The 15429-nt window shown below is 56.9% G+C and carries 11 protein-coding genes; 5 read left to right on the forward strand and 6 right to left on the reverse strand.

The window, feature by feature from the left end; all coding sequences use genetic code 11:
* The 4 genes from narJ to EUU25_RS09165 are packed head-to-tail and all read right to left on the reverse strand — an operon-like array spanning position 1 to position 8714.
* Entirely contained in the window at positions 1–714 is a 714-nt protein-coding gene (gene narJ, locus EUU25_RS09150; protein WP_158900301.1) for a nitrate reductase molybdenum cofactor assembly chaperone, read from the reverse strand.
* On the reverse strand, positions 714–2252 hold the full coding sequence (narH, locus tag EUU25_RS09155; RefSeq protein ID WP_158900303.1) for a nitrate reductase subunit beta: 1539 nt from the start codon (positions 2250–2252) through the stop codon (positions 714–716). The genes narJ and narH overlap by 1 nt, the downstream gene beginning before the upstream one ends.
* Positions 2249–5986, reverse strand: coding sequence for a nitrate reductase subunit alpha (locus EUU25_RS09160; RefSeq protein WP_158900305.1), 3738 nt, complete (start codon positions 5984–5986; stop codon positions 2249–2251). Before EUU25_RS09160 ends, narH begins: the two co-directional genes overlap by 4 nt.
* 13 nt (positions 5987–5999) lie before the next feature.
* Complete coding sequence (locus EUU25_RS09165) at positions 6000–8714, reverse strand: nitrate/nitrite transporter (RefSeq protein ID WP_158900307.1); 2715 nt, start codon at positions 8712–8714, stop codon at positions 6000–6002.
* Positions 8715–8926: 212 nt separating this feature from the next.
* On the opposite strand from EUU25_RS09165, the gene EUU25_RS09170 reads away from it, so the two are divergent.
* Entirely contained in the window at positions 8927–9622 is a 696-nt protein-coding gene (locus tag EUU25_RS09170; protein ID WP_158900309.1) for a helix-turn-helix domain-containing protein, read from the forward strand.
* Between the two features lies 1 nt (position 9623).
* On the opposite strand, the gene EUU25_RS09175 is transcribed toward EUU25_RS09170, so the two are convergent.
* On the reverse strand, positions 9624–10844 hold the full coding sequence (locus tag EUU25_RS09175) for an alginate export family protein (protein ID WP_158900311.1): 1221 nt from the start codon (positions 10842–10844) through the stop codon (positions 9624–9626).
* A 92-nt stretch (positions 10845–10936) separates the two neighbouring features.
* Here EUU25_RS09175 and EUU25_RS09180 point away from each other — a divergent pair, with 92 nt between their 5' ends.
* The 4 genes from EUU25_RS09180 (at position 10937) to EUU25_RS09195 (ending at position 13952) form a co-directional block, all read left to right on the forward strand.
* Complete coding sequence (locus EUU25_RS09180; protein WP_158903277.1) at positions 10937–11401, forward strand: hypothetical protein; 465 nt, start codon at positions 10937–10939, stop codon at positions 11399–11401.
* Positions 11395–12594, forward strand: coding sequence for an NnrS family protein (locus EUU25_RS09185; protein ID WP_158900313.1), 1200 nt, complete (start codon positions 11395–11397; stop codon positions 12592–12594). The genes EUU25_RS09180 and EUU25_RS09185 overlap by 7 nt, the downstream gene beginning before the upstream one ends.
* A complete protein-coding gene (locus EUU25_RS09190; protein WP_158900315.1) occupies positions 12591–13199 on the forward strand; it encodes a carbonic anhydrase in 609 nt (202 codons plus the stop codon). Before EUU25_RS09185 ends, EUU25_RS09190 begins: the two co-directional genes overlap by 4 nt.
* A gap of 120 nt (positions 13200–13319) precedes the next feature.
* On the forward strand, positions 13320–13952 hold the full coding sequence (locus EUU25_RS09195) for a tyrosine-type recombinase/integrase (RefSeq protein ID WP_158900317.1): 633 nt from the start codon (positions 13320–13322) through the stop codon (positions 13950–13952).
* 106 nt (positions 13953–14058) lie between these two features.
* Here EUU25_RS09195 and EUU25_RS09200 read toward each other — a convergent pair whose 3' ends face one another.
* Positions 14059–15429, reverse strand: coding sequence for a hypothetical protein (locus EUU25_RS09200; RefSeq protein ID WP_158900319.1), 1371 nt, complete (start codon positions 15427–15429; stop codon positions 14059–14061).

Raw genomic sequence — 15429 nt, forward strand, 5'->3', positions numbered from 1 at the left:
TCACAGGCTCCTTGCCGGTTGGTTTGCATGGAGAGGATCGAGGAGGCGGCTGACCATGGCTTGCGCCTGCGGACAAGCAGGGGCTGCATCTGGGGCGGCAGGCGCCATCGCACCGAAGCTAATCTGCTCCTCCTCCCACGCTGCGTCGAGTGCCTCCAGATCGTCGGGATCCTCTACCACAATCATCGCTTCGGGCGGGACGCTCTGACCACCCGAGAGTTCGCGCAGCACGGCGAGCAGGCCCGCATAATCCGTGCCGCGCGCATCGAACCGGTCTGCCAGCGTCGCAATGATCGTGCCGGGTTCGGAGAGTTCGGCGAGCGCCTCTTCTCTTGGCAGGGTTGAGCAATATTCGAGGAACAGGGGCAGATAGTCGGGCAGCTCATTGCTGGCCGGATCGAGCCCTGCCGCCACATAACGGTCGCGCAGATCGACCATTGCCTGCCCTCTGTCACGGCTCTCGCCATGAACATGTTCGAACAGATGCAGGCTGTGCGTCCGGCCCCGGTCGAACATTTCTACATAATGTTCCTGCAACGCAATCAAATCGCCGCCAGAGAGGCGAAACAAAAGTGGCTCCAGTCTCAGCATCTGCTTTTCACTGACAATTCGTTCGAGCAGAAGCGCCCGCCGGATTTCCGGAACCGCAGCGCGCAAGTCTTCATCGGGATAGTGGAGCAGCGCCGATAGCGCGCGTAAAGTGACCGTGCCCATCAGAACACCTCCCCAGTAATATGTGGCGTAGGAGTTTGCAGTTTCTTGCGCGCAGGAGCACCAAACAGGTTGGTTTTGGTCTCCCCGCCCGAACAGCCATTGCCGAAGGAGAAGCCGCAACTGCCGCGTTCGTCATACATATCCTCGGCATCCTCGCGGTGGCCGGTCGGGATGACGAAGCGGTCCTCATAATTGGCGATCGCCATGACATGATACATGTCTTCGATCTGCGCTCCGGTCAGACCGACGGCATGGGCGATGCTTTCGTCGACGACACCCTCGACCGTTTTCGAACGCATGTAGCCGCGCATGGCGAGCATGCGTTCAAGGCACAGCGCCACCGGTTCGGTCGCACCCGCCGTCAGCAGGTTGGCGAGATATTTGAGCGGAATGCGTAAAGAGCGAACATCCGGCATATTGTTGTTGACCGAAATCTGCCCCGAATTGGCCGCTGAGCTGATTGGCGACAATGGCGGAACATACCAGACCATCGGCAACGTGCGGTATTCGGGATGGAGCGGGAAAGCGACCTTCCATTCCATCGCCATTTTCCAAACCGGCGAGTGGCGCGCTGCTTCCAACCAGGCCTCGGGCACGCCATCCTTGCGCGCCTGCTCGATTACCGCCGGATCGTTGGGATCAAGGAAGATATCGAGTTGTGCCTGATACAGGTCCTCGACATTTTCGGCAGAGGCTGCCTCCTCGATACGGTCAGCGTCATAGAGCATCACGCCCAAATAGCGGATGCGCCCGACGCAGGTTTCTGAACAGACCGTCGGCTGCCCCGCCTCAATCCGCGGATAGCAGAAGATGCATTTTTCAGATTTGCCGGTTTTCCAGTTGTAATAGATCTTCTTGTACGGGCAGCCCGAAACGCACATGCGCCAGCCACGACATTTGTCCTGATCGATCAGGACGATGCCGTCTTCCTCGCGCTTGTAGATAGACCCCGAGGGGCAAGCGGCAACGCAGGTGGGGTTGAGGCAATGTTCGCACAGCCGCGGCAAATACATCATGAAGGTATTTTCGAATTGGCCGTAAATCTCCTTCTGCACGCCTTCGAAATTATAGTCCTCCGACCGCTTCGAGAATTCTCCACCCAGGATTTCCTCCCAGTTCGGACCCCAGTTGATTTTCTCCATCCGCTCGCCGGTGATCAGCGAACGGGGACGCGCGGTGGGGAAGGCCTGGCTTTCTCTGGCCTGCTGCAGATGTGAATAGTCGAAAGTGAAGGGTTCGTAATAATCGTCGATTTCAGGCAAATCGGGATTGGCGAAAATTTTCGACAAAAGCCGCCATTTCCCTCCCATGCGCGGCTTCAGCCGACCGCCCTTGACGTCCCAGCCGCCATTCCAGCGTTTCTGGTTTTCCCAATCCTTGGGATAGCCGATCCCGGGCTTGGTCTCGACATTGTTGAACCAAGCATATTCCATGCCGTCGCGGCTGGTCCAAACATTCTTGCAGGTGACCGAGCAGGTGTGACAGCCGATACATTTATCAAGGTTCAGAACCTTGCCGATTTGTGCGCGAACTTTCATTCTGCTGCCTCCAGATGCGTCGCCGGGCCTTCGAGCCAATCGACTTTTGAGAGTTTGCGGACGATGACATATTCATCGCGGTTGGAGCCCACGGTCCCATAATAGTTGAATCCGTAGCTCTGCTGCGCATAGCCACCGATCATGTGCGTCGGTTTGAGGACGGCGCGGGTAACGCTGTTGTGGATGCCCCCGCGCTGGCCAGTCAGCGGCGATCCAGGGACGTTCACGATCTTTTCCTGCGCATGGTACATGAAGAGCGTGCCTTCTTTCATGCGCTGCGAGACGACGACGCGAGCGACCAGCGCCCCGTTCGAATTGAACGCCTCCACCCAGTCATTATCGACCAGCCCCGCCTTGGCAGCGTCAGTCTCGCTCATCCACACAATCGGCCCGCCGCGCGATAACGTCAGCATCAGCTGGTTGTCGGTATAGGTCGAATGGATGCCCCATTTCTGATGCGGGGTGATGAAGTTGAGGATGACATGCGGCGCATCCTTCGCCTCGTCGAGCATCGGCTTCACAGCCTTGGTATCGATTGGCGGGCGATAGACGCAGAAGCCCTCGCCAAAGGCGCGCATCCACTTATGGTCCTGATAAAGCTGCTGCCGCCCGGTCAGCGTGCGCCAGGGAATCAGTTCATGAACATTAGTATAGCCGGCATTGTAGCAGACATGCTCGCTCTCCAGACCCGACCATGTGGGTGAGGAAATGATCTTGCGCGGCTGCGCCTGTATGTCGCGGAAACGGATCTTCTCCTCTTCCTTGGGCAGGGCCAGATGCGTGTGGTCGCGGCCAGTGTTCTTTGACAACGCCGCCCAGGCTTTCACCGCGACCTCGCCGTTGGTTTCTGGCGCGAGGCTGAGGATCACTTCACAAGCGTCGATGGCGCTTTCGATCTTTGCCATGCCTTTCGACGTGCCCTCATCAAGCACCTCGCCGTTCAGGCGGCGCAGCAGATCGACTTCATGCTCGGTATTCCATGCGATCCCCTTGCCGCCATTGCCGATCATTTCCATTAGCGGGCCGAGCGCGGTGAAGCGCTTATAGACGTTGGGATAATCACGGGTGACAACCGCTACATTGGGCATCGTCTTGCCCGGAATGGGCGGCGTCTGGCCTTTGCCCCAATCCTCGACATCGAATGGCTGGGCAATCTCACCCGGCGTATCGTGCAGGATCGGCGTCAGCACGACATCCTCTTCTACCCCCAACACCTCAGGCGCGATTTCGGAGAATTTCTTCGCAATCGCCTTATAAATTTCCCAGTCGGATTTCGATTCCCACACCGGATCAACCGCAGCCGACAGCGGGTGGATGAAGGGGTGCATGTCCGACGTGTTGAGATCGTCTTTTTCGTACCAGCTGGCGGTCGGCAGAACGATGTCCGAATAGACGCACGTCGTCGACATGCGGAAATCGAGCGTTACCAGCAGGTCGAGTTTCCCCTGTGGCGCATCGTCATGCCAGACGACGTCCTGCGGCTTTTGCGCGCCGGTTTCGCCCAGATCCTTGCCCTGCACACCATGCTGCGTGCCGAGCAGATGCTTGAGGAAATATTCATGCCCCTTGCCCGACGAACCGAGCAGGTTCGAACGCCAGACAAACATGTTGCGCGGCCAGTTGGCCGGATCGTCCGGATCGCGGCATGACATCTCCAGTTCGCCCGATTTCAGCGCCGAGGCGACATAATCCTTTGGCTCCATCCCTACAGCCTTGGCTGCCTTAGTTATCTCGAGCGGATTAGTTTTGAGTTGTGGTGCGCTGGGCAGCCAACCCATGCGTTCAGCGCGGACATTGTAATCAATCAGCGAACCTGACCAATCGCCATCGGGTGCCGTCGGTGAGAGGATTTCATCCACATCCAGCGTTTCGTAACGCCACTGGTCGGTGTGCGCGTAGAAGAAGCTCGTCGAGTTCATCTGCCGCGGCGGACGAGCCCAATCGAGCGCGAAGGCCAGCGGTGCCCAGCCGGTTTGCGGGCGCAGTTTCTCCTGCCCGACATAATGCGACCAGCCTCCACCCGACTGACCGATGCACCCGCACATCACCAGCATGTTGATGATGCCGCGATAGTTCATGTCCATATGGTACCAGTGGTTCAGACCGGCCCCGAGGATAACCATCGACTTGCCCTTGGTCATTTCGGCATTGGTCGCAAATTCGCGCGCGACGGTGATGATCTGTTCGGCGGGAACGCCGGTGATCTTCTCAGCCCAAGCGGGAGTATAAGGGACATTGTCGGCAAAATCGCTGCTCACATGCTCACCGCCCAACCCGCGGTCGAGGCCGTAATTGGCGCAGAACAGGTCAAAAACGGTAGCAACAAATGTCTTACCTTCTTTGGTCTCGATCTGTCGCACGGGCACGCGCCGGTTGAGCACATCGGGATGATCGGTGCCCTTGAAATGGTCGTGCTCGCGGTTGCCGAAATAGGGGAAGGAAACGTCGACCACATCGTCGCGATCAGCATCGAGGATGAAGGTTGTGCGCAGCTTGACGTCGCTGCCCGCGCCGTCTTTCTCCTCAAGGTTCCATTTGCCCTCTTCGCCCCAATGGAAACCTGCCGAGCCCAACGGCGTTACCAGCTTGCCACTGGCGTCATCGATGGCGACAGTTTTCCATTCGGGATTGTTCTTCTCGGCTAAATTGCCCTTCAGGTCGGACGCGCGCAGCAACCGTTCGGGCACATAGGTGCCACCCTTTTCGACCAAGCGAACCAGCATCGGATAATCGGTGTATCGGCGGCAATAATCCTCAAAATATTCAACTTGCCGGTCGAGATGATATTCTCGCAGGATGACATGGCCGATCGCCATAGCGAGCGCTGCGTCGGTGCCCTGTTTCGGATTGAGCCAAAGGTCGGCGAATTTGGTCGCCTCGGCATAATCAGGAGACACCACCGCGACCTTGGTGCCGCGATAGCGCGCCTCGGTCATGAAATGCGCGTCGGGGGTGCGGGTCTGCGGGACGTTCGATCCCCACATCATCAGGAATCCCGAATTATACCAGTCGGCACTTTCAGGCACGTCGGTCTGCTCGCCCCATGTCATCGGGCTGGCGGGCGGCAGGTCGCAATACCAGTCATAGAAGGACATACAGGTGCCGCCGAGCAGCGACAGATAGCGCGACCCCGCGGCATAGCTGACCATCGACATCGCCGGGATCGGTGAGAAGCCGATGATCCGGTCGGGGCCATATTTCTTTGCCGTGTAAGCGTTGGCGGCGGCGATGATCTCGGTCACCTCGTCCCAATGCGCGCGGACGAAACCGCCATGACCGCGGATTGCAGTATAGCTTTTCCGCTTTTGGTCATCCTCGACAATCGCAGTCCACGCAGCCACCGGGCTCATTGACTTGCGCGCCTCGCGCCACAAACGGACAAGACGCGAACGGATCAACGGATATTTCAGCCGCTGGGCCGAATAGATATACCAGCTATAGCTGGCCCCACGCGGGCAACCGCGCGGTTCATAGTTGGGCAGTTCAGGCCGTGTGCGCGGATAGTCCGTCTGCTGTGTTTCCCAGGTGATGATCCCGCCCTTGACGTAGATTTTCCACGAACAGCTTCCGGTACAGTTCACGCCGTGGGTCGAGCGCACAATCTTGTCATGCTGCCAGCGCTTGCGATAGCCATCCTCCCAATCGCGCGCCTCGCTGGTGGTAACACCGTGGCCGTCGGAAAATGTTTCGCGCTTCCGGTTGAAGAAGGTCAGGCGGTCGAGAAGTTGGCTCATGATCTTTGCCCTTTCAAGCGGTTGCGAGAGTGGCCTTGGGCGCACGTTCGATGGAGTGGAGCAGCCCGCCGGGCCGCGTATAGGCAAACCAGGTCAGCGCGGCGCAACTGGCGTAGAAAGCGAAGAAACCGATCAGTGCTGCCATCGGCGAACCTGTGGCTGCAATCGCGCTGCCAAAACTCTTCGGGATGAAGAATGCGCCATAGGCAGCGATCGCCGACGTGAAGCCGACGATTGCGGCCGATTCCTTCTCTGCCTGCCGCACCTGTTCAGACGCGCTCAATTCGGGCATCAGGCGCGGAATTTCGCTGCGCATGATGCTGGGGATCATCTGGAAGGTCGAGGCATTGCCCACGCCCGTCACGAAGAACATGAAGATGAACATACCGAGGAAGCCCCACCAGTTCCCTGCTTGAAGGAAGTACATCACACCGGTGACGCCGATCATCATGAAGACGAACACCCAGAAGGTGACACGCCCACCGCCCCAGCGGTCTGATACCCAGCCGGTCGCAGCCCGGCTGATCGCACCCACCAATGGTCCAAGGAACACGAACTTCAGCACGTCGACATCGGGGAACTGGTGTTTGGCGAGCAAAGGCAGGCCAGCCGAGAAGCCGATGAACGAGCCGAAAGTGCCGGTGTAGAGCCAGCACATCAGCCAATTATGCTTGCGCTGGAAAATTACCGACTGCTCGGCAAAGCTGGCCTTGGCATCGGCAATGTCGTTCATTCCGAACCAGGCAAGAAGCGACGATGCCATGATGAACGGCACCCAGATGAAGCCAGCATTTTGCAACCAGAGCTCGCCGCCTTCCTTGTTGGGCAGCGGATCGCCGCCCATCGCGCCAAACACGCTGGCGGTAATCACCAGCGGCACGATGAACTGCATCACCGACACGCCCAGATTGCCAAGCCCGGCATTCAGCGCCATCGCATTGCCCTTTTGCGCCTTCGGGAAGAAGAAGCTGATGTTCGACATCGACGATGCGAAATTGCCACCGCCAAAGCCGCAGAGCAGCGCCAGCACGAGGAAGATGATGTAGGGGGTATCTGGGTTCTGCACCGCATAGCCGATGCCGAAAGCCGGGATCAGCAGTGACGCCGTGCTGAGCGTCGTCCACAGCCGCCCGCCGAATATCGGCACCATGAAGCTGTAGAATATCCGGAAGGTCGCCCCCGACAGTCCTGGCAGTGCTGCCAACCAGAAGAGCTGGTCAGTCGTGTAATCGAAACCGATCAAAGGCAGCTTTGCCACCACCATCGACCAGACCATCCATACCGAAAAGGCTAGCAGGAGGGCCGGGATCGAGATGTAAAGGTTGCGCCGTGCGATGCGTTCGCCCGTTGTTTCCCAGAATGTACTGTCCTCCGGTTTCCATTCCTCCAGCACGCGGGTTTCGCCTGCGGCATGTTTTGACGGATCATGCAGCTCTGCCATTTCGGGGAATTGCGGCAGGCTGCGCGAATCAATGCCGCTGGCTTTCTGCTCCATTTGCCGGATCGCCATGTGCATCCAGCCAAGCGCCACAACTACCAGTGCGAACAACACCATGAAACAGCTCGTCCAGACATTGGTCAAATCGCTGACGACGCCAAAGACGATGGGGAGTACAAAGCCACCCAGGCCGCCCACCATACCCACCATGCCGCCGACAGAGCCGACATGGTCGGGATAATAGACCGGGATATGCTTATAGACCGCAGCCTTGCCGAGCGACATGAAGAAGCCCAGCACGAACACTGTGATCACAAACGGTACCAGTCCCATCGAGGTGGAGAAGGCGATGTCACCCTTAATCCCGTGGATGACATAGTCGGTCGACGGATAGCTCAGCATGAACAGGCAGATCATCGACACGCCAAAGGTCGCGTACATGATCTTGCGGGCACCATATTTGTCCGACAGCATCCCACCATAAGCGCGGAACAGGCTGGCGGAGAGCGAGAAAGTTGCGGCCAGCATGCCTGCAATCTTTACGTCGACTTGATATACCTCACTCATATATTTCGGCAGCCACAGCGCCAGAGCGACGAAGGCGCCGAATACGAAGAAATAATAGAGCGAGAAACGCCAAACCTGCTGGTGCTTGAGCGGTTCCAACTGCTCGGTCAGCGATTTGGGTTTCGCACCGCTATGCTTGCGCGCGGCAAAATCCGGATCGTCCTTGGCGAACAGGAAGAATAAGACGGCTATGATGGCAAGCGCCGCCGCCCAAATCTGCGCAACCGCTGTCCAGCCCATCGCGACCATCACAAAGGGGGCTGCGAACTTCGTTACCGCCGCACCCACATTGCCCATGCCAAAAAAGCCAAGCGCAGTGCCCTGCTTTTCCTGCGGGAACCATTTGGAGACATAGGCAACACCGACCGCAAAACCCCCGCCCGCAAGGCCCAATCCCAATGCAGCAACCAGCATCAGGATATAAGTGTCGGCATAAGAAAGCAGAAAGGTCGACGCTGCCGAGGCAAGCATCGTCAGCGGAAACACCAGCCGCCCGCCATATTGATCGGTCCAGATGCCCAGAAAAACGCGAACGAGCGATCCGGTCAGAATCGGCGTGCCGACGAGCAACCCGAATTGCGTGTCGCTCAAGCCGAGCTCGGCCTTGATCTCGATCCCGATAATCGCGAAAATTGTCCACACGGCAAAGCAGACCGTGAACGCTCCGGTACTCAGCCACAGCGCCCCTTGCTGCTGCTTTGACGAAACCGTTGATGCAACCATGACCAGCCCCTTTGTGGCGAGAAAATTCTGGTGTCCGGTTTGCTACCGTGCGCGGCGAGTTTCTTGACGTGGATCAACCCTGCCTCTGCAACAGAAGCAAAATGGGTTTGGCCTGATCGCGGTCAAAAGCTGCGATGCGATCTGTCATTTGTTCGATTGATATTAATCAATTGAGCGTTTACATCTTCGTATATCGAAACGGAGGGGTCTGCGTGCGCGCTGCTGAAAAACCGGAAATTGCTGCGCTGCCCCTATTTGCCTCGATGGATCCCGAGCAACGCGAACAGATTTTTGCAGCTGCCTTCCTTCAGGTCTTTCCGCCAGCGCTCAAGCTGTTCGACACTGGGCAGAAACCTGATTTCCTGCACATCCTAATCGATGGAATGGTCGAACTGTTTACCGGTAATGGTGATCGCACAACATCGATGGCCATAGTCCGCCCGGTGCGCAGCTTCATTCTGGCAGCCGCCTATACTGATCAACCTTATCTGATGTCGGCACGCACGCTGACCGCATCGCGCATCCTGATGATCCCATCGCCGTTGATCCGCGATGCCATCGACAACGACCGGTCGCTGATGCGCGGGGCGATGCAGGAACTGGCGTTCGGTTTCCGTTATTTTGTGCGCGCGCTCACAGATATGAAGTTGCGCCAGTCGGTCGAGCGGTTGGGTAATTTCATCCTGCTCGAAAGCGGTGAACGGGGGGGCGCGGTGCAGTTCGATCTACCCGTGGAAAAGCGTATCCTCGCGTCACTCCTTGGAATGACGCCCGAAAATCTCTCGCGCGCGTTCAGTGCGCTGGCCGCGCATGGTGTGATCGTTTCCGGCAACACCGTGCAGATCACCAATACCGAACTGCTGGCTGCCTTTGCGCGCCCTGACCCGTTCCTCGATCGGCCGGGATGAATCAGAGTTTCAGGTCGAGCGAGAACCAAAATTTTGTGGTGTCAGTGGCAGAATCGTCGGCTTTATAGCGCGCGAATTTCAGTGTTGCGGCCAGCCGTTTGTCAATCGGAACTGCCAGCATGGCACCCCATTCGCTGCCATAGTTCAGCCCGCCCCGTGTTGAATTAAAGTCATGATATTGTAGCCGCGCATTAGCCCCCTTGATCGGACCGACAGCGGGAAACTTCACCGCGACGTCGGCGTATAGATCACGCAATCCATTGGCTGGCGTGCTCAGAAATTTGTCAGCCCAGCCGTTGAAAGCGTGCAGCGTGGCCAACGGTGTTTGCAGCGCGCTTACGCCATTGCCTTCCAGACGCTCCCAACCGGCTTTGACAGTAACCGCTCCCGCCGAAATGCCGGGCTCAACCAGCAAATAATCGAGCGAGAAGTTTCTCGGGTTCGAGCCAAGGTCACGCTGGTTGGCATATTCCATCGCATAGAGCAGCTTGGCTTTGCCCGACAGCTTCTGTTCGCCAGCCAGCCTGACACCGATCGTTTTCGAAGAGGAAAGCGGTGCATCGGGCAAATCAAGGAAATAGCCATAGGCCGTCACCGTTCCAGCAGGCTTTGCTTCGATGCTGGCGCGGACCATGTGGATGTCATCGTCACGCCAGATGCCTTGCGCGGAATCAGGGCCGAAGACGCGGTTGACGCGCCAAGCATAGCCATAGTCGAGCGCTACGCCCTTGACCGGTTTGACCGTGACACGCGCGGCATCAAGCGTCTGGTCATTCTGTCGCCAGCCGACCGACCCGATCCATCGCTGATTGTCGAAATTCACCGCTTGGCGTCCAGCAACCGCCTCGACTTCCTTCACCGGCTTGTAACGCAGCCAAGCCTGATTGAGCAGGACATCCGACGGATCCGCTACAACTGGATAGCTGGTCAGGCCATTGACCGTATCGTTGTAATGACGGGGCCCGACGCGGGCGATGGCTTCACCCTCTACGAGGGCACTGAAACCGTTCCACTCGCGCGTTTTGAGTCCTGCACGAACCCGCAAGGTCGATGCAGTCGCATTTTCGGGCAACCCGTCCTGATCCACCAGTTCCAGCCGGTAACGAATGTCGGCGTAAGGCGTAATCGTCTGCGGTTCGTTCGCCGATTGCGCAAAGGCCGGAGAGGTGCAGGTCAGCGCCGCGAGAACGGCGAGGCTGGGGATGAGGATTTGCTTTTCCATGCCGGATGAATAACGCAGGACAAACTTACAATAATTGACATTAATCAATGATATTGATGATTATCAATTTCATGAATGTGCCGAGGCTCATGATGGATGATTTCGCACTCGCCCGTATAATCCATGTCGTCGCTGTCCTGATGTGGATTGGCGGCGTAGCCTTTGTGACAAGCGTGGTCATGCCTTCCATTCGTCGCACATATCCACCCGCCGAGCGCTTATCAGCCTTCCACGCCATAGAAAGCGGCTTTGCCTGGCAGGCGCGGATATGGGTGCTGCTGGCGGGTGCCAGCGGCTTCTGGATGGTCTGGCGTACCGACTTGTGGAGCCGCTTTGTCAATCTGCATTTTTGGTGGATGTGGGCGATGCTGTTGGTGTGGTTGCTATTCGCAGTTATGCTGTTCGCGCTCGAACCGCTGTTCCTGCACAAACGTATGGCGGCCTCGCCACAGCCTCAACAGGATTTTCAGCGCATGGAACGGATGCACCGCATCCTACTTGCCGTATCGACAATTGCCACCATCGGCGCAGTGGGCGGAAGCCACGGCCTGTGGTAAAACCCGCGGTCCTGCTTGCTGCACCCCATCGGCTGCTGTTCCTGATCGGCGTCGTTCAACTCGCGGCCATGATGATGTGGTGGTTAGCGGTGCTGTCGGGGCTGTATTTTGGTACGACGGCGCCTGCAGGCGGAGATAGTCCGCAGGCACCGCTGCATGCGCCCATTCTGGTTTATCTGGCACTACCGTCTCTGTTTTTCGGTTTCCTGCTGACGGTGTTCCCGCGCTGGATAGGTTATCCGGATCTTGAACACGAATCCTTTGCGCCCGTCGCTGGCGGATATGGCCTCGCTACATTGCTGTCTTGGGGAGCCTTGCTGTCTGGTAACGATAGGCTGCTCGCTTCAGCCTTCGCCTCAGCGTCATTAGCATGTCTGTGGGGTTTCAGCGTACTGCTCTCGATTGCTCTTCGCGAACGCCTTGATGGAAAGCCTCCTACTTGGCACGGCTGGTCAATCCTTGCCGCATTTGTGTTTGGTCTGATTGGGCAAATTGCCCTGATGGCGTTTCTTTTGAACCCTGCAAGCCCCACTTTGCCGCTTGCCAATGGCTTTGGCCTCTGGGCTTTTCTGTTGCCTGTGTTCGTCACCGTCTGCCACCGCATGATCCCGTTCTTTGCGGGCAGTGTTGTCGCGGGATATGTGCGCTGGCGACCTTTTTGGGCACTCAGCGCCTATTGGGGAGGTACCGTGCTGCTGCTCGCAGGGCAGCTGTTCTACGTCGATCAATTGCGCGCGGTAGCAGCAGCGATTTTGTGCGTCCTCACTGCTCTGATGAGCTGGAAATGGTGGCCGCGTGCAAAGGCCCCTGCGCTGTTCTGGGTGCTCATCATCGGATTTGCATGGGCACCTGTCGGATTTGCGCTCACTGCGCTTTCCAGTTTGGGGTTCCCACTTGGTCGTGCGCCGGAGCATGCCCTGACTATCGGCTTTGCTGGCAGCCTGCTGATTGCCATGGTCACCCGTGTCACCCAGGGCCATTCGGGCCGGCCGCTGGAACTGCCTCAGGTCGCGAAAATTGCTTTTGCTGGCATGCAAGTAACAGCACTTGTCCGGATAGCTGCCGCGATGAACGAAGAGGCCGGAGCGTGGCTCGTCCTGTCAGCTACGGTCTTCGTCATCGCATTGCTTCTATGGGCCGCGCGCAACGCCCTCATCTATCTCGCGCCCAGAAAAGATGGAAAACCCGGATGACCCTGTCGATGACCCCTGACGATGTGCTGGCGCTGCTCAAGGAAGGGAACCGCCGTTTTCTGTCTGACGAGCCAATGACCGTCCAAGGTAGCCGGATGAGCCGCCTGCGCATGGCCGCCGCCCAGCATCCGATTGCTGCCTATCTCAGTTGCTCGGACTCGCGGGTCACGCCCGAACTGCTGTTCGGGCGCGGCCTTGGCGAGCTGTTCATTGTGCGCAACGCAGGTAACAGCCTGTGTTCAACGGCAATCGGCAGCCTTGAATTTGCCGTCACCGCATTAGGCGTGCCTTTGATCGTCGTGATGGGCCACGAAAATTGCGGCGCAGTGCGTGCTGCCGTTTCAGTCGTGAAAGAGCATTATGGCTTTTCAGCCAATATCAACAAGGTGCTTCAGCCGCTTTATCCTGCGATCATGGAGGTTGGCGACGATTGCCAGCACGATCTGGTCAACACCGCCGCCCGCCATAATGTCCAACGCGTGGTTCGCGAACTGCAGGAAGAAGCCTCCCCTGCACTGCGGCGTCCGCAGGAACTAGGAACACTGAAGGTTGTGGGCGCTTTTTACGAGCTGGGCAGTGGTGAGGTGGAGTGGCTTGACCTCTAAGACAATTACAATAAAGGTCTGTAAGATTGATGTAATTTTCTTTCTCACTAACATCGTCTGAACCTGCCGGCAACATGCTGTTAGTCTCTGTTCGGCCATTCCGGCCAACGGAGCAACATCATGGGACATTCGGATCTTGACCCTGCCGTACACGAACGGCGACCTTGGAATGCTGGGCGAAATGTCGGGCGCAAACGCCCATTAAAGCCCAGAGACATCTGGGCAATTCGCTTTTACCTAGATGAACATAGGCGACTGCGGGATAGGGCTTTGTTCGACCTAGCTATCGATAGCAAGCTTCGCGGTTGTGATCTCGTTAAGCTGAAAATCGGTGACATCGTCAGCGGAGGGCAAATCCGTAATAGAGCCACCGTCATCCAACAAAAAACAAATAGGCCTGTGCAGTTCGAGATAATGACCGAGGCGCGAAGAAGCGTTGAAGCATGGCTGCGGCGTCGCGGCGGCACGATCTTCAATTTCTTATTTCCGAGTAGGATCGATTACTTGGGCCATCTCAGCACCAGACAATATGCACGCCTTGTCGATGAGTGGGTATCGATAGTCGGGCTCGACAAGCGCGAATATGGTACCCACTCGATGCGCCGGACAAAGGCATCCTTAATCTACAAGGCTACCGGTAACCTGCGGGCTATTCAGATTCTACTGGGTCATACCAACATCGAAAACACAGTCAGATATCTGGGTGTTGATGTCGATGACGCGCTGACGCTGTCGGAGCGAACCGACATTTAAGGCTTTGCTGGCCTCCGATACTTTTGGAGGCCAGCGACTCTATTGGTGAATGAATGGCGCATTATAACAAATGGACCAGGATCGTTTTATGACCGCATTGTTAGCGTTAAATGCCAGATCGCTGCATAGCTTCTTGTTCCATTTCGTCGCGCATCGCCACGGTGCTGACAGAGGCGGGTGTACGACGATCATCAGAAATCTTCGGCGGTTTGGGCTGCCAAGTTGCAAGATTTTCGACAACCGAGGCATGGAACTGACTAGCTGACTGGAGAAGGTCGCTTACGAAGTTCTTTCTCTGCACAAATTTGGTCCCTAGTTCCCGCACAATGATGACATCAAAAGAATGCGGCACTTTTCCGGGGCGGTCCTGCGCTGGCAGATTTGGATTAGACCGCAAGTTAGCGAGCGGATATTGAGTACTAGGCGAACTTCCCGGCCATGCAAACCGAACGTACAGGTCGTTGGGCTCAGCGCTAGATAACTGTCGCAACAGCCAAGTTAAACGAGCTTTAGTGGATTTCCGATCGCCGGGAGCCTTAATCCTCATCCCAAAAGATATGGTACGCTTAGGGATATCGGCGGCGATCTGGACCCGCGAAGCCGCATCAGGCACAATAATTTCGCTTCGCAGGCATAGTTCGGCTGAAAGGCAGCTCACAGTAGATTTCAACCGTTTGGCAGGATCATCTGTTTCGGCAGCCACCATGCCAACCCGCACATGTTTGCCAATCTGTCGGCTCAGTGTTCCTGTCATGCGATCTAGAGCTTGATGCCATCCTGCAGCCACTTCCACAGCCAAGCTGTTTTTTGAGGACACACCAGCACCTGATGCAATCTGCGCGCAGATATCCGACCAGGCCGGCGGCATTTGATCAAATTCTTTCACACCCGACGACGGATGAAGCAGAAATCGTTGAAGTTCCGAAAGCAGAATAAATTGCTCGCGATCAGATATCGCACCTTGTTCGCGCAGGAGTTGAGCTTGCGTAATCACATAGCCCCACGACCAGTGAAAGAGCGTTACCTTCTTTGTTAGGCTGCCGCTAATGTTGAGAGGGTGATGGGTTGGCAGTGGCGTGAATTGGTTTGAAAGCGTTATTACAGCGTCGATCCCGTTGGAACGAGCCAACGCCAAATACCCCTCGATCTGTTTGTTTGTCAGGTCGTTTGCGCCTACTTTAGCTTCAACGAGCGCAGTCCACGCCTTACTACCGTTGCGCAGGATAATTAGTCCATCAGGCCGCTCTCCCTGTTCGGCAGACGTCTTTTTGAATACGACTTCTGTAAATGTATCAATTCTTGCCCGGGAGCCAGCTTTCACGCCAAGTCCAGCAAGCATGGTCCGGCCAAACTCACCAACATTTTCAAGGCAAGAGAGGAAAATTGAGAGGGTTCGCCCTTCCTTCGAATTTTCGGATAACACAGGAAATAGTCTGGAAGCCTCGCCCGATACCAGCATTTCAGGCAAATCACTCAT

It is taken from the genome of Sphingorhabdus lacus (assembly GCF_009768975.1).
Taxonomy (GTDB): domain Bacteria; phylum Pseudomonadota; class Alphaproteobacteria; order Sphingomonadales; family Sphingomonadaceae; genus Sphingorhabdus_B; species Sphingorhabdus_B lacus.

What these genes read in the sequence shown, in the direction of transcription:
- narJ (WP_158900301.1), bottom strand. Translation starts at nt 714, where the DNA reads ATGGGCACGGTCACTTTACGCGCGCTATCGGCGCTGCTCCACTATCCC.
- narH (WP_158900303.1), bottom strand. Translation starts at nt 2,252, where the DNA reads ATGAAAGTTCGCGCACAAATCGGCAAGGTTCTGAACCTTGATAAATGT.
- EUU25_RS09160 (WP_158900305.1), bottom strand. Translation starts at nt 5,986, where the DNA reads ATGAGCCAACTTCTCGACCGCCTGACCTTCTTCAACCGGAAGCGCGAA.
- EUU25_RS09165 (WP_158900307.1), bottom strand. Translation starts at nt 8,714, where the DNA reads ATGGTTGCATCAACGGTTTCGTCAAAGCAGCAGCAAGGGGCGCTGTGG.
- EUU25_RS09175 (WP_158900311.1), bottom strand. Translation starts at nt 10,844, where the DNA reads ATGGAAAAGCAAATCCTCATCCCCAGCCTCGCCGTTCTCGCGGCGCTG.
- EUU25_RS09180 (WP_158903277.1), top strand. Translation starts at nt 10,937, where the DNA reads ATGGATGATTTCGCACTCGCCCGTATAATCCATGTCGTCGCTGTCCTG.
- EUU25_RS09190 (WP_158900315.1), top strand. Translation starts at nt 12,591, where the DNA reads ATGACCCTGTCGATGACCCCTGACGATGTGCTGGCGCTGCTCAAGGAA.
- EUU25_RS09195 (WP_158900317.1), top strand. Translation starts at nt 13,320, where the DNA reads ATGGGACATTCGGATCTTGACCCTGCCGTACACGAACGGCGACCTTGG.
- EUU25_RS09200 (WP_158900319.1), bottom strand. Translation starts at nt 15,429, where the DNA reads ATGAGTGATTTGCCTGAAATGCTGGTATCGGGCGAGGCTTCCAGACTA.